We start from the raw sequence: 15664 nt of genomic DNA, 5'->3' as shown, positions 1-15664 counted from the left end.
TACTTTGGTACAAAACGCTTTGACAGAATAAAAGAGAAAAGAATTCACATGCATACTGCAAGTGGATTGATGCATGATAATTTTAGAATGAGCACCATGGATTATGGTCATTTAATGGATTGTGCCTTTCAACTTGAAAAACATGTGAAAGCATACGAAAAAGTATTACGTCTGGCAGCTTTTAATGTGTTTGCTCATAACAGGGATGATCATAGTAAGAACTTCTCTTTTTTAATGGATGTCAAAGGTAATTGGAGTTTTGCACCTGTATATGATCTCACTTTTTCAAATTCAGCATATGGTTTTCATAGCACAATGGTTGCAGGAGAGAGTAAAAATCCGGGAAGGAAACATTTATTGGAGTTAGGCTTACATTTTGGAATAAAGAAACCGGAGCTGATATTGGAAGAAGTGCAAGATGCAGTTTCTCATTGGGACTCAATAGCTAAAGAGTGTGGCGTGTCACAAAATGCTATTATAACGATTCAAAAGGCAATTAATGGAGTGAATAAAATTAATTAACGACCTTTATTAGCATGAAATTTAATTATAAGTCTTGAGCAAATATCGCATATCGCGATATTTGCTCTAAGCCTATTTGTTTTTAATACAAATTCGCTATCTTCTCCATATTCTTACTAATCAAAGCCTCTGTCGTTCTGGCATAGCGCTGAGTCATTTTTGTGCTGGAATGACCTAAAGTCTTTGATACAACTTCAAGAGGCATATTGTTTTCTAAAGCAACTGTAGTCGCAAAGGTATGTCTGGCTGTATGTGTTGATATAGGTTTATCTATACCGCATATAGTTCCGATTTCTTTCAAATATGCATTCATTTTTTGATTGCTCAAAACAGGTAGGACTGCATCCTTTTCAATGAGTTCCGGTTCGTTTTTATATTTCGCCATTAGTTTTTTAGCAGCTTCAATTACGAAAATTGTACTCATCTGATCTGTTTTAGTACGTTTTTTATGAATCCAGGTAATTCTGTTACTATCTGTTGTGATGTGCTGTCTTTTTAAGGATTTGACATCAGAGAAAGCTAATCCTGTAAAGCAGCAGAAAACAAAAACATCACGTACTTGTCTTAATCGCTCCATACTAATATCCTTATTTATTAAGGTATCCAGTTCCTCTTTTGTCAAGTAAACAGCATCAACAGGTTTTAATTTAAATTTGATGGTTGCAAAAGGATCTTTTTTCATCCAGCCGTTAGCCAAGGCAATTCTGACTATCTTCTTAAAGTTCTTCAAATACTTAATGGCTGTGTTATGAGCGCATTTACGTTCGGTTTTTAAGTATAGCTCATAATTACGCACGAATTGATGGTTCAGATCTTCCAATGCAATATCTTCACGTTTATATTGCCAACGTATAAAGTCTTTGGTGTGCATATAACAAGTTTCGTATCGTTGAACAGTATCAGGGGCGAAGTCAATACCAATAAGTTTTCTTGCATTATCATTGTGTTCCTGGAAAACTTTCAGAATAGTACGTCTGGTTTCTTTTTTACCAACCATCTTTTCTTTGAGAATTCTTGGATTAATAGGTTGGTTATCCATAGTCATAAAATTAAAATATGATTGGATTTTTGTTCTGTGAAGTTCAATGAGCTGATTGATTTTCTCAGCCTGATCTGAATTGCCTTTTACGAATTGTTTGGATTCATTCCACTGTTTAGGCAGAATACTTTGCTTTAAGCCATACTCGTCTCTTTCCTTGTTGATAATGATTCGAACGAAGATTGGAGCTTCTCCGTTTTTAAGCAATTTTGTCTTCTTGATGAAGAAGTTGATTTTGATGGTCTCAAGTCCACTCATAATAATAAATTTTTGATGTTAAAATTATTTTTATGAGTTCATTTTGTTGTAATCTAAAACCGAGCAATACAGCGTAATACAGAGCTTTTTTAACCGTTTCTGGTGGACTAAAATGAGGACTTTTTTAGTCCACCAGAAATCCACCGAAAAACTGCGTTTTTTTGCTTCTTTTTGCAAAATATTGCGCATTAAAAAACCCTGTAAGTGTTGACTTACAGGGTTTTGCTTTAAATTGCTTTCGCTTTCAGCGGAGAGAGAGGGATTCGAACCCCCGGTACGTTGCCGCACAATGGTTTTCAAGACCACCGCATTCGACCACTCTGCCATCTCTCCAAAATCTTTATATCTAATCTGAAACCATTATTTTTAGTAGTGTTTCAGTGTGTATCTCTTTTGATAACGGCTGCAAATGTAGAGTATTTTTTTAAACTGCAAAAATATATTTAAGAAAAAATCATCTTAAAAATCAAGCTCAGATATAATAGCCTTGGATTCAGGTTGATAAAAACACTACTTTTATAAAGAAAAGTCATTGGTTGAAAGTAAGTGTGTAATATTTGATAAAAAAGAAACTTCAACCAATGACTTATTGATAAAACAACTAAGTTTATAATGTGTGTTCAAAAATGTATAGTTTGTAATTGCTATGTACAGACTATTAAAACTTGCCAAATTTCATACAAAGACCAACGTTCCATCCCCGAAGCATGCTGTTTGTTCCGATTTGGTTGCCTGTTGATCGGTATTCCAAATTTATATTGCTTGTATATCTGTAACTCCCTAATATAGCAAGTCGCATAAATTTAATTACATTGAATTCAATTTCAATACCAGGTTCTATAACAAAAAATGCATCGCTGTCCTCGTAATATTCGTCATCCCATTCGTCATTGTCGTCTTCATAGCCGTAGTGGTTGTTGTATGCTATTCCTCCTGCACCAATTAAAATGGGAAAGGAAACATGAATTGGCTGAATGCCTGCAATAATAGGTTCAATCAATAAACCACCATAACCTCCGGCATATTCGTATTTTTCCTCTAAAACGAGGTCGCTTTCAGGTTCTGTAATAAATCCATAACCGCCTAAACCAATGGTGAATGAGTGGTTAATTAGCCAACCGCCTTTTGCCCCCAGTAAAATGGCATCCCTATTGTCAATTTGGCTGTAATTAATCATTATGCCGCCATATCCACCGTTGCTTTGGGTTCCCTTGCTTTTGAAAATTGTTTTTATTTCATTGTTTGGTTCTGATTCTTGCGACCATACGGATGTTGATAATAGAACCATTGTTAAAGTAAATATTAATTTTTTCATTTTTTTATTGTTTGTGTTTGTGATTTTTATCAAAAAGTATATGCTATTCCCGCGGTAAACATATTAAGGTTAACTTTGAAATAATTGGCGCCACCTAATTCAAAATTTGGGTTAAATTCTGTTGATAATACAAATGGGTACTTTAAAAACCTATATTCAATACCCAAAATACCATCCAATCCAAGTGCAACGTAATTTCCTCTACGTTTCATACCCGGGCGGAAAGGTTTAAATATATTTTTACTGGTATATTCCCTATAGTATCTAAAGTGAGTTCCGTATCCGTAATAGAAAAAATACTGTGAATTTTTTTTGGGGAAGGCAACTTCATGAAAAGTTCTGAAGGCACCGAGAGTAAATCCCCCTTGTTTAAAAATTATCTGAGCACTAAAGGCTGATTCATTTGGTAATAGTTTTTTTGCCATGAAACCAGGCCCGGCTCCGTTCTTATACGCAATCAAAGTTTTATAATCCTGAGCCTTTACATGGGAGTGTTGGGCCAGAGTAAATATAAAAACCAAAAATATATATAGATGTTTGAGTTTGTGCTTCATGATTTATTTCTTACTCAAAGTTTAATTCGGCATTTGATATTTCAATAATAATGTTGCTGCGTGTAGAGCCTGTTTTATAATCCCCTGTTCGCTTTTGCATTTCCTTTGTATCATCAATAACAGGATCTTTCCATTTGATATCTTTTGCAAAATTGAGAGTCGCTTTCGAATCATATGTGGTTATATTAAAGGCCTTACTGTCCGGAATTTTTATGTTAATATCTGCACTTGTGCTTTTAATGGAGACTTTTTCGTAGCTGTCAGAGCATAAAATATTTTTAAGAACCCCATATTTTATATTCAGGCCAATCTCTTTTTTTAGTTTGTTAAAATATAATTCACAAAACTCTGAGTCTCCAAATATGTAGTTGCATTCTTCAATAATAATTTTCCCACGTCTGGCATCTAGTTTTAAAAGATTGCATTTGTTGATGGCAACATCTGACGATTTTGATTCCAGGGTGATGTTGCTTGTGTTTTCAATTGAAGTCTCCATAAAATTGAGGGAAAGGTTACCTTGTTCTACCTTTTTTATTATGGTACTACCAAAGGAGAGTTGAAGATTGCTATTGCCGTTTAGTTCACGTGCCTGAAGGTCTCCGTTAGCAAGTTTTATATTAATGTCGCCATTGAGTGACGGTAAAATTATATTGCCATACTTATTGTCAATTTTTAAATTAATGTAATCGGGTATGGTGACATAATAATTTACATGGGTTTGTTCTTCGTTAGAAGATAAAAGGTTGGTAGCTTCCTTTAAATCTTTGAATAAAGAAGAGTAATTGTTGCCGTACAGCGTTTTTGCTGATCGGTAAAATGAGTTTCCTGAAAAATCAAAACTAACACTGCTCTTAGTTTTCTTAAACCGGTTCTCGTTTTTTTCTGAAATGATAAATTCGAGATTTATTTTAACAGAATCCTTATCCCATGTGTCAATAAAAACTGAGCCATATTTATTGGTGATTTCTAAAGTCCCTGAGGCTGCAATTTTAAATGTCCGTGTCATTTTTATTTCTTCCCGAAAGTTTTGGCAAAAACTGTTTGGGGTAAAATGGATAATGGATATTAAAAGTAATATGATTTTTATGTATTGCATTATAAAGCGTTTATTTTGTATTCAAGGTTTAAATATTGCTGATATCATAAGAATGTTTTTCCTCTTTGGGCTTGAGGTATTTTAATATGTCTTCTAATATCTTCAGTTTCATCCTGTAATTTTGAACCATGGCTTCTACAACTTCCGTATTTGAAATGCCATCTTTCAGGTCGTTTTTTAATTCTACCATAGCACTGTCCAATAAGGCCAGTTCTGTTTCTATGTCCTGTTTAATTTCTGGTGTGTTACCCGTCAATTTGTATATGGTTTCTTTTTTGTTTGCCAAAATGTTGTTGTAGTACCTCTCTGTTTCTTGTATTTCGCTATAAAAGCTTTGGGGTTTACTATATGGAGCTCGAACCAGAAAATGATAAGCCAGTAAAGTAACTGTTAAAAAGGCGGCAGCACTTGAAATACTAAAAATTAACTTTTTATGCGAATGATCTTTCTTGGCAGGGATGTTGTCGGATATTCTTTCCCACATATTTGCAGGGGGAGTTAAATCATTAAAAGATTCCCTGTTGTTTTTGATATATTTGTTAAAGTTGTTTTCCATCTCCTTGTGTTTTAATTGATGCTGTATTCAAAACTTCCTGCATTTATAATCTCAACTACTTTCTTTTTTGCCCTCGCCAGTTGCGATTTTGATGTAGATTCGGAAATTCCCAGGATATCAGCAATTTCCTGATGGTCGTACCCTTCAATCAGGTAGAGGGAGAAAACTATCCTGTAGCCTTCCGGTAATAAGCCCATTGCTTTTTTTATTTTTTCAATATTGGGCTGAATGTCTGTTTCTGCGTTTTCTTCATAAACTTCCATCTTAAAAACCTTATCGCTGTATTCCAGTTCAATTTTCTTTCTTTTTAGTTCATTGATGCAGCGGTTAATTACTATTCTTTTTAACCATGCTCCAAATGTTGATTCATACCTGAAAGAATCTAGCCTCCTGAACGCGTCACAAAAAGATTCTTGTAATAGGTCTTCTGCTTCCGGAATGTTATTCATCATCCGGTAGCAAATATTAAACATGGCTTTTGCGTATAGCTCATATAGCTTTTTCTGGGCTTTATAATTGCCCTTTTTAGCTTTTTCAATTATGGATTTATGTATGTCGACGTTTATTGTTTTCAAAAAAAATATTGTTTATGCTAATGACAAGGTTGTTTTGTGTTGGTTGCATCTGGTATTAAATATTTGTTTAAATATACAATCTCATGGCTTTATTCTAGTGTTTAATTTATTGTTATGTTATAATAATATATAGTTGATAATATACTTTATAAATACCATAGGAATGTTATATTTGTATGGTATTCAAAAAAAATCTGGTTTTTATTTGGTAAAATGGAAGCGCTGCAGGAGTTACAAGAGCTGAGGGATAAAATTGTTAATAAGGCTATAGTGGTTGGTTATAGTTTTGGGATGTTGTCTTATGTAATAACATTTATCAGGGCTTTGGAATATGGGTTCAATTGGGCCTTTGCATGCATTTCGTTAGTTGTTTTGTATCTTGGAATTCTTACTTTCTACCGTAAGAGAATTAATTTAAACCTTAAGATATTTTCAATTGCCATTGTAATTTTGGCAGCTTTGGTTACAGGTTTGTCGCATTTTGGATATATGGTTTCTTCTAAAGCCTACATTATCCTTATTCCAATTTTTTTATCGTTTGTTATTGGTTATAGAAAGGCTTTTGTAATGCTGCTTGTATTTAGTGGCTGTTATATGTTTTTTGGGATATTGTATATGTCAAAAGTACTGCCTCTCAATGTTGATGCTAATGTGTATGCCCTGTCTCCGGTTGCCTGGGGAATGGATATATCAATAATAAGCCTGACCGCCCTTGCCTTGTTAATTGTAGGTCGGTTGTATTCTGATACTATAGTAAATAATCTAAGTACTATTAAAAGTAAGAATGAAGAGTTGGAATCAAAGCAAAGAAAATACCAACTGCTTTTTGAAAATTCAATTGACGCAATAGTTCTGCTTAGGGATGGTGTGGTTGTAGATGTAAATTCTTCTGCCCAGGAAATGTTTAAGGCTAAAACAGATGAGCTTGTAGGGAAGAGAATTGTGGATTTTTTACCGGAGCTTCAATCAGACGGTTCTGATTCGGAGGATTTGATGGCTTATGTTACCGACCAGTTATCAAAAAAGAAGGTGGTTAGTTTTGAGATGCAGCACAAAAGAATGGATGGTACTTTGTTTGACGCTGATGTGAAGATAGCTGTTTTGCAAATTGAAGATGGATTCCATTATCAGGCAGTATTAAAGGATGTTACCCATCGTAAAAAGCAACAAAAAGAAATTGGGAAGTATAGAGAGCACCTGGAGAGACTGGTGGAAGATAGAACCTCTGAACTTAACACGGTAAATGAAAAGTTGCAAAACTCAAACAATGAGCTTACTGAACAGCATAAAAAACTTAGGAAGTCGTATGCGGATTTAAAATCTATGCAAAAAAAATTGATTGAAGCAGAAAAAATGGCTTCTATTGGTTTGTTAACAGCTGGTGTAGCACACGAAATCAATAATCCTCTTAATTTTATTCAAACAGGGTTGTATTCTTTACAAAACCAAGTCGATAGCTCCAGTCCTGATAGTGTGTTTGAAAAAAATCAGGAAGTTTTAGGGTATATGGAAGAGGGGGTAAGGAGAATATCTAATATTGTTAATAGTTTGGGTAGTTTTAATAGTAATGCATCAGTAAAATTTAAAAAGAGTGATGTGGTTGAAGTTGTAAATAATTGCCTTACTGTATTGAACCATAAAATAATAGACAGGATACAGGTAGTTAAAAATTTCACAGAAGAAAAAATATGGGTTTATGGCGATGAAAATGGATTACATCAGGTTTTTATTAATGTTTTGCATAATGCAGTTCAGGCCATAAAAAATGATGGGCAGATTGGGGTGGATATAGAAGTAAAAAACGATAAAGTAATAGTATATATAAAAGATAATGGCATAGGTATGTCAAAACATACTGTTAGCAAGATGTTCGACCCGTTTTATACAAAAAAAACGCTGGGAGAAGGAACTGGTTTGGGAATGACAATAGTATACAATGTTATTAAAGAGCATAGAGGTAGTATTAATGTTGATTCTAAACTAGGCGAAGGAACACAGGTTAAAATTCAGTTGCCTATATATAATATATAGTTAGGGGGTATTTGTATGATATTGTATCTTGATGATGAACCAATAAACTTAAAACTGTTTGAGTTGATGTTTAAAGGGGTGTATGATGTTGTGTTATCTCAGTCGCCTGATGAGGCACTGGGTATTGTTGCGGAGAATAAGGATTTGAGTATTGTGGTTACCGATATGAAAATGCCGGTCATGAATGGTGTGGAGTTTGTGAAAAAAGCGAAGGAATTAAATGCAGCTATACCATATTTCCTTTTGTCCGGCTATGGGTTAAATGATGAAATTAATGAGGCTTTGGAATCAAATGTTTTAAATGGATATTTTCAAAAACCTTTAAACAGAGATCGGATGAAGGAGGTATTTGCTAAATACTTACAATAATATATACAGTGATGTAGTATTTAATAAATTGAATTGATACAAGTTTGTTTGTAAAGACTTGAGAAAGCTAAAACCCACAATGGATTTTAGCTTTTTTTGTTTTATGGTGTTTTGTTGGGTTTGGGGTGTTTCAAATGGGGTGTGTGTAAATAAAACACCTAAATTAATTAGAAATGATATAAAAAAGAGGGTTGGTGCTTATAAAATGAATAAAAATTTGGCAAGTAGCCTATAAATTTATAAGTTTGCTGCCAGAGAAATGATTATTACCACCTATTAAGAAAAATTTGTATGAAGAAAGTTATGCTTTTAGCAACTGCGTTGCTGGGGTTTTGTGTGAACACATGGGCCAATACCGGGCCCGAAATTGATGCCGGATCCACGGCATGGATGCTTACATCTACTGCATTGGTACTTTTAATGGTACCGGGATTGGCCATGTTCTATGGCGGTTTGGTTAGATCTAAAAACGTATTGGGTACTATGATGCACAGTTTTGCCGCAATGGGGGTAATGAGTGTGTTGTGGGTAATTGTTGGTTACTCGATGTGTTTTGGAGATAGTATACTTGGAGGCCTGTTTGGATGGAACAGTGATTATGTATTGTTAAATGGTATTGATGATGTAATTATGGAGGGTGGAGTACCAGAATTGGTATTTTCAATGTTCCAGGGAAAATTTGCAATCATTACACCAGCACTTATAGCCGGAGCTTTTGCTGAACGTGTTAAGTTTAAAGGTTACCTGGTATTTATTGCTTTATGGGGTATTATAGTTTATAATCCATTATGTCACTGGGTTTGGTCTGCTGAAGGATTCTTGCATCATTGGGGTGCAGCCGGAGCTATTGATTTTGCAGGGGGTACAGTAGTGCATATTTCTGCGGGGGTTAGTGGTTTAGTAGCTGCAATTTATTTAGGCGCCCGAAGGGGGTATCCTCATCGTCAGCAACGTCCAAACAACCTTGTTATGACTATGATGGGAGTTGGTTTGCTTTGGGTAGGCTGGTTTGGTTTCAATGCCGGAAGTAGTATCAACAGTGGTTTGGATACGGCTCAGGCTCTAACTGCTACTCAGGTTGCCGGAGCTGCTGGCGCATTAATGTGGGTTGTTATTGAATTAGTACATCATGGAAAGGGTACTGCTCTGGGTTTTGCATCTGGTATTCTTGCGGGTCTTGTAGCTGTTACACCTGCTGCGGGAGTTGTGCAGCCTATGGGAGCAATGATTTTGGGAGCTATCTCATCAGTGGTATGTTATGGTGCGCTAATTATGAAAGATAAAATTGGTTTTGATGATTCTTTGGATGCTTTTGGTATTCATGGAGTAGGAGGGATTGTAGGAGCTGTTTTATTGTCTTTCTTTATCCGTGATGCATGGATGGCTGATGCTGCTGCAAATACAGCTGACGGAATCTGGACTTCCTGGGATCAGTTTTGGGTACAGGCTGTTACTGTAGTTATTGCTATTGGTTATTCTATTGTAACAACAATTGCAATTATTTGGGTTGTGGAAAAAGTTATTGGACTAAAATCTACCGACGAAGAAGAAATGATGGGTATGGACCATGCATATCATGGAGAACGTGGTTATGGTATGATGAACCCCAATTAGTGAATGTTATTTTAAGTATTAAATTATCAGGTGATAGTTGAATGTATTATGTATTTTTATCTTAATATTTGATGCTTGATACTTGATACTAAAAGTGAAAATAATGAAATTAATAACAGCAATTATAAGAGAATATCAGCTTGACCAGGTTAGGGAATCCTTGATTCAGGCAGGTATTACCCGCTTAACAGTAAGCCGTGTATCGGGGCATGGAAATCAAATTCGTAAAGAGGTGTATCGTGGTAAAGAGGTTATTCCAAACCTTACGCCTAAAATGCGTCTCGAAATTGCGGTTAACGAAAAGTATGTTGACACAACAGTAAATGCTATTATAACTGGAGCTAAATCACATAATGGACATGAAGGTGAGGTAGGTGACGGAAAGATATTTGTAACACCCCTTGAACAATGTATCCGTATCCGCACCGAAGAACGAGGAAGCTCAGCTATATAAAGTAGAGATTTATACTCTAATCTAAACCAAAAGCCCAGTTGCATATTATATGCAATTGGGCTTTTTTATTTTGTTGAGTTGTGGTTTGAAATATTAGCGATATTCTTTTCAATGTTATTGTGTCATTTAAAATGTAGTATTGACATGGCTTTGTCACAATTTCTGTCTTTCTGGCATCAAATAGTATTTGGCACAGGGTTTGAAAAGTTGCGGGCGATAATTTAGTTTAATCATAAAAAACAATTATACTATGTCAAAGGGTCATATTGGGGTTACATCCGAAAACATTTTCCCCATCATTAAAAAATTCCTTTATTCAGATCATGAAATATTCCTGCGAGAGTTGGTTTCCAATGCCGTAGATGCTTCCCAAAAATTAAAGACACTTGCCAGTGTTGGTGAGTTTAAAGGTGAAATGGGAGAGTTAAAAGTTAAAGTTACAATTGACGAAAAGAAAAAAACTTTAACAATCTCTGATAGAGGTGTTGGTATGACAGCCGAGGAAATTGATAAGTATATTAACCAAATTGCTTTTTCCGGAGCTGAAGAATTTCTTGATAAATATAAAAATGATGCCAATGCAATCATTGGTCATTTTGGTCTTGGATTCTATTCTTCTTTTATGGTGGCAAAAAAAGTTGAGATTCAAACTTTATCTCACCAGGAAGGTGCTCAGGCTGTAAAATGGTCGTGCGATGGTAGTCCTGAGTATACTCTTGAGGATATTAAAAAGGACGATAGAGGTACTGATATTGTGCTTTATATAGATGACGAGAATAAACAGTTTCTTGAAAAAGCAGAGATTACTCGCTTGTTGAATAAATACTGTCGTTTCTTACCTGTTGAGGTAGCTTTTGGTAAAAAAACAGAATGGAAAGATGGTAAGGAAGTAGAGTTGGAAGAGGATAATGTGGTTAATGAAACAAACCCTCTTTGGACTAAAAAACCGGCAGACTTAAAAGACGAGGACTACAATAAGTTCTATAGGGATTTGTATCCAATGAGCGAAGATCCGATTTTTAATATTCACTTGAATGTTGATTATCCCTTCAATCTTACTGGGATTTTATATTTCCCAAAAATCAAAAACAACGTTGAGGTTCAAAAGAATAAGATTCAGTTATACAGCAATCAGGTATTCATTACTGATTCTGTAGAGAATATTGTACCTGAATTTCTTACTTTGTTGCATGGAGTATTGGATTCGCCGGATATTCCGTTGAATGTTTCCAGGTCTTATCTTCAGGCTGATGGTAACGTGAAAAAGATTTCGAACCACATTACAAAAAAAGTGGCGGATCGTTTAGCTGAAATTTTTAAGAATGACAGAAAAGGATTTGAAGAAAAATGGGATTCTTTAAAGTTGTTCATTGAGTATGGAATGCTTACAGAAGAGAAGTTCTATGATAAAGCTCAGAAGTTTTATCTGTTTAAAAATACGGATGGAAAGTATTTTACATTTGATGAGTATAAAGATATTATAAAAGAAAACCAAACAGATAAGGATAAGCAGTTGGTTTATTTATATACTACAAATGTAGAAGAACAACATAGTTTTATCGAAGGCGCTAAAGCAAAAGGCTATGATGTATTGGAAATGGATGGTCAGTTAGATTCCCATTTTATAAACCAATTGGAGCAGAAGTTTGAAAAATCTCGTTTTGTTCGTGTTGATGGTGATGTGGCTGAAAAACTGATACCTAAAGAAAATACGCTTGAGTCAAAGCTTTCATCTGGCGATAAGGACGACCTTACTTCTGTTTTCTCGGCACAGGTACCAAGTACCGACAAAATGAACTTTATTGTTACTTTTGAAGCTATGGGAGCAGATGCTAATCCGGCAATTATCACTCAGCAAGAGTTTATGCGTCGAATGAAAGAGATGAGTGCTATGCAGGGAGGTGGAATGAACTTCTACGGTGAAATGCCTGATAGTTACCAGTTAGTGGTAAATGAAAATCATCCTTTGGTTGAGCGCATCTTGTCTGATAAAAATGAAAAAGTAGGGGAGCAGGTGAATTCGGTTCGTAGCAAAATAGAAAGCTTGAACGGGAAACGTCAGGAACTTGAAAAAGCTAAAGAAGGTAAAAAGGATGAAGAAGTTCCACAGGTACAGAAAGATGAATTAGCAGATGTAGATAAGAAGATTAGTGAATTGAACACTAAGAAAACTGAAATATTAAGTGGTTTCAGTACCGATAATAAATTAGTATCTCAGCTTATTGATTTAGCTCTTCTTTCAAATAATATGCTAAAGGGTGAAGCCCTGACAAAGTTTGTAAAGAGAAGCATTGATCTGATATAGATTTTCAGATGTTATCATATTTATTAGCCGTTCAATTAAATTTGGACGGCTTTTTTTGTTGATAAAAACTAGTGTTTTTTTGTAACCAAAACCAGTGTTTTTAGTAATCTTTATAGCGGTTGTTTTGGGTCTGTGTATCTATAATTAGTATGTTTTTAAAAGAGAAAATAAAGATATGGTTTAGCAAAATATTTGGTTCCTTCAGGTATCATTTATTGTTTTGGAATTTTGCATTGTTCTTTTATGTGTTTTTGACAGGTAACCAATCTATTTTTGTAAACTATTTTAATCTGCTTTCTGTAGATTCTATATACTCAAATACCATATTTCTTGCTGTATCTGTTACGGTTTTGTTTACTGTTTTAGATATGTTGTTCTCGGATAGGATGATGCGGTTCTCTCCAATAAGGTCAATGATATTTCTTAAATCCCTGTTGTACTTTATTCTGGCCTTTGTAATATTATTTTTGGCGGCAAACAAAACGGTAGATATTGCGGTGTTTGGGGATTATAAAGCAGTATTAGCTAAAATGCCAGAACTGCAGCTTGAACATCTTCGGTTTCTGGCTTACTTTTATTTGGCATGCATCGCAAACAATTCTTTTAAAGAAATGAGAAAAAAGATTGGGGTGACCAATTTTTTCAGCTGGTTTTTTGGCATGTTGAATAAACCTTATGAAGAAAAGAAGATTTTTATGTTTATCGATATGAAATCTTCTACTACTATAGCTGAACGCCTGGGACATGAAAAATTCAGTCGTCTTGTTCAGGATGTTTTTAATGATATGTCGATGATATATAATTATCATGGTGAAGTGTATCAGTATTTAGGGGATGGGGCTATTATTTCCTGGAATGTCAGGCAGGGGGTGAAAAATTTAAATTGTATTAAAGCGTTTTATTCCTTTTTGCGGGTTGTTGAACGCAGGGGGCGATATTACAAAAGAAGGTATGGTGATGTTCCTAAGTTTAAAGCAGGTTTGCATGTAGGTAAAGTAATGGTGCTACAGGTGGGAACTATACGCAGGGATATTTCTTATAATGGGGATACGATTAATACGGCAGCCCGCATAGAATCCATGTGTAATGAGTATAAGCAGGATTTACTAATATCTGGCGTTTTATATGAGTCGTTTGAGGACAGAAAAGAATTTGCTTTTAAGGAAGTAGGTACTATCAAACTAAAGGGTAAAAAGCAAGGTGTGTTAATTTATCAGGTGCGACAAAAACTTAATAAGCGAAGGTAAAAGGAAAAGTACAGGTTGCGTGGATTAGAAAATTCTTCACTATTTTATAATGTTAAAGAGTGTTAATTTTAAATTTCTTTACTAACTTGTAACAGAATAAATACTTGGGGCAGTGAAAAAAAGTAATATTAAATATAGGGTTCTAATAATCTTGTTCTTTATAGCATTTCAAGTATTGGTTTATGGTATTAAACCCTTTTATAGGTTTGGTTATTATAATAAAACAGTAACCGAACTAACTTCTGATATAACTAAAGCCCTGTTGGCAAACAACTTTCAAATATTGGGTATGTATAACCCTGCCAATAGTGATTCGTTAAAAGTTATTGTTTTTACCTGTGATGAGCTTACGAGTATGGCTACGGGTATTGGAGATAAAACTGCTTTTGGATCAACAATGAGAATTGGAATTATAGGTAATGGTCACGGTTCATCAATTACAATGTTGAATCCTGATTATTTTATTAAGGCTTTTTTTAATAGTAAAGTTAATACTGAAGAAGTTGAATTTATGACTTCTAAAATAGATTCAATGGCACTGGATGCCCTGTCAGGGTTTTCAGAATCGCCGGTTATGTATGGACACGATATGTCAGTTGGTGAACTAAGCGATTATCGATTTTTACCTACAATGGCCAGGTTTTCAGATGTGGTGAAATTTGAAGGATTTGATGAGTACCTTGAGGCCTATACTGTAGTAAGGCAAAACATAATGAATGGAGCTGCAAATTTAAAATTGGTATATGAATTGAGTTTTGAAGATAAAGAAATTGCTGTACTCGGAATATCTTTTGGCTCAGATGTCGGGTTAGAAAAAGATATTCTTGAAATGGTTGGTGTAGAATGTCTTCCATCTTTACCAATTGAAATATTAATACAGGATAATATGGTGTATATTCTGAATCCCAAATATCGTATACCGTTATATTGCCCTGAGTTGAGTTCTTTTAAGTTGTTAAAAATCATGGGTATATCGTCCGATATAAAAGGGTGTGTTGAAGATGTTGCCTATTCTGAAGATTGAATTATTCTTCTTTAAGTCTCAGTAAATAACCACTTCCATGAATGTTCACAATCTCTATTTTAGGTTCTGCTTTTAGATATTTCCTGAGTTTTGTAATATAAACATCCATACTCCTTGTTGTAAAATAACTGTTTTCACCCCAGATAGAATTTAATGCTTTTTCCCGGGGCATTACTTTGTTCATATCTATGCATAATAGTTTGAGCAACTCTGCTTCTTTGGGTGATAGCTGGTGCACACCTTTCGGAGATGTTAGAGTTCGTAATTCAAAATTAAACTCAATACAACCCAGGGTGAATGAGCTGGGAGTTTCATCTGCGTCCTTATATGAGCTCCTGTTTAAAATGGCGTTGATCTTTGCAATTAAAATTTCTGAATCAAAGGGTTTGGTAACATAATCATCGGCACCTATGCCAAAGCCTTGTAAAACATCTTCTTTTAATGTTTTTGCTGTCAAAAATATTAAAGGAATTGTATCTTCCTTTTCCTTAATTTGTTTCCCAATGGTAAATCCATCAACGTTGGGCAGCATCACGTCCAGAATGCAAATGTCAAAATGGCCTACAACAAAAGTTTTCATGGCGTTAATTCCATCTTTTATCCAGGTAACATCAAAACCGTTAATCTCCAGATAAGACTTCATGACAGTGCCAAAATTTTGGTCGTCCTCAACCATAAAAACTTTTTTCTTGTTGTTCATGATAG

The 15664-nt window shown here is 34.8% G+C and carries 15 protein-coding genes and 1 tRNA gene; 8 read left to right on the top strand and 8 right to left on the bottom strand.

All coding sequences use genetic code 11. From position 1 onward, the window contains the following. Positions 1–522 (top strand): type II toxin-antitoxin system HipA family toxin (locus OM074_RS04985; protein ID WP_301198192.1); only part of this gene is annotated, 522 nt, incomplete at its 5' end. 82 nt (positions 523–604) lie between these two features. Here OM074_RS04985 and OM074_RS04980 read toward each other — a convergent pair. From OM074_RS04980 to OM074_RS04950, 7 genes are all read right to left on the bottom strand, one after another. After that, the gene (locus OM074_RS04980; RefSeq protein WP_301198191.1) at positions 605–1819 is read right to left on the bottom strand and encodes a site-specific integrase; all 1215 of its coding nucleotides are present in this window, start codon (positions 1817–1819) and stop codon (positions 605–607) included. Positions 1820–2067: 248 nt separating this feature from the next. After that, positions 2068–2152 (bottom strand) — tRNA-Ser (locus OM074_RS04975). Between the two features lie 325 nt (positions 2153–2477). After that, positions 2478–3134 carry a hypothetical protein gene (locus OM074_RS04970; protein WP_301198190.1) on the bottom strand — a complete coding sequence of 219 codons (657 nt, stop codon included), beginning with the start codon at positions 3132–3134 and terminating at the stop codon, positions 2478–2480. A gap of 29 nt (positions 3135–3163) precedes the next feature. Further along, positions 3164–3688 (bottom strand): hypothetical protein, encoded by a 525-nt coding sequence (locus tag OM074_RS04965; RefSeq protein WP_301198189.1) that lies wholly within the window; start codon positions 3686–3688, stop codon positions 3164–3166. 10 nt (positions 3689–3698) lie between these two features. After that, positions 3699–4694: a hypothetical protein gene (locus tag OM074_RS04960; RefSeq protein ID WP_301198188.1), complete on the bottom strand. Its 996-nt coding sequence runs from the start codon at positions 4692–4694 to the stop codon at positions 3699–3701. Between the two features lie 118 nt (positions 4695–4812). Beyond that, positions 4813–5340: a hypothetical protein gene (locus OM074_RS04955; protein ID WP_301198187.1), complete on the bottom strand. Its 528-nt coding sequence runs from the start codon at positions 5338–5340 to the stop codon at positions 4813–4815. 11 nt (positions 5341–5351) lie between these two features. Beyond that, complete coding sequence (locus OM074_RS04950; protein ID WP_301198186.1) at positions 5352–5915, bottom strand: RNA polymerase sigma factor; 564 nt, start codon at positions 5913–5915, stop codon at positions 5352–5354. A 213-nt stretch (positions 5916–6128) separates the two neighbouring features. Here OM074_RS04950 and OM074_RS04945 point away from each other — a divergent pair, with 213 nt between their 5' ends. The 7 genes from OM074_RS04945 (at position 6129) to OM074_RS04915 (ending at position 14959) form a co-directional block, all read left to right on the top strand. Continuing rightward, on the top strand, positions 6129–7946 hold the full coding sequence (locus tag OM074_RS04945) for a sensor histidine kinase (RefSeq protein WP_301198185.1): 1818 nt from the start codon (positions 6129–6131) through the stop codon (positions 7944–7946). Positions 7947–7961: 15 nt separating this feature from the next. Continuing rightward, positions 7962–8315 carry a response regulator gene (locus OM074_RS04940; RefSeq protein WP_301198184.1) on the top strand — a complete coding sequence of 118 codons (354 nt, stop codon included), beginning with the start codon at positions 7962–7964 and terminating at the stop codon, positions 8313–8315. A gap of 291 nt (positions 8316–8606) precedes the next feature. Further along, positions 8607–9929, top strand: a complete 1323-nt coding sequence (locus OM074_RS04935) for an ammonium transporter (protein ID WP_301198183.1) — start codon at positions 8607–8609, stop codon at positions 9927–9929. A gap of 103 nt (positions 9930–10032) precedes the next feature. Beyond that, complete coding sequence (locus OM074_RS04930) at positions 10033–10383, top strand: P-II family nitrogen regulator (protein ID WP_301198182.1); 351 nt, start codon at positions 10033–10035, stop codon at positions 10381–10383. A gap of 250 nt (positions 10384–10633) precedes the next feature. After that, on the top strand, positions 10634–12688 hold the full coding sequence (htpG, locus tag OM074_RS04925) for a molecular chaperone HtpG (RefSeq protein WP_301198181.1): 2055 nt from the start codon (positions 10634–10636) through the stop codon (positions 12686–12688). Positions 12689–12837: 149 nt separating this feature from the next. Beyond that, positions 12838–13935: an adenylate/guanylate cyclase domain-containing protein gene (locus OM074_RS04920; protein ID WP_301198180.1), complete on the top strand. Its 1098-nt coding sequence runs from the start codon at positions 12838–12840 to the stop codon at positions 13933–13935. Between the two features lie 112 nt (positions 13936–14047). Next, a complete protein-coding gene (locus OM074_RS04915) occupies positions 14048–14959 on the top strand; it encodes a hypothetical protein (RefSeq protein WP_301198179.1) in 912 nt (303 codons plus the stop codon). Between the two features lies 1 nt (position 14960). Here OM074_RS04915 and OM074_RS04910 read toward each other — a convergent pair whose 3' ends face one another. Further along, positions 14961–15659, bottom strand: coding sequence for a response regulator transcription factor (locus OM074_RS04910; RefSeq protein ID WP_301198178.1), 699 nt, complete (start codon positions 15657–15659; stop codon positions 14961–14963). Between the last annotated feature and the right edge of the window lie 5 nt (positions 15660–15664).

Source organism: Plebeiibacterium marinum, from assembly GCF_026013615.1.
Lineage (GTDB): Bacteria > Bacteroidota > Bacteroidia > Bacteroidales > Marinilabiliaceae > Saccharicrinis > Saccharicrinis marinus_A.
This window is presented reverse-complemented; position numbering and strand designations above follow the sequence as displayed.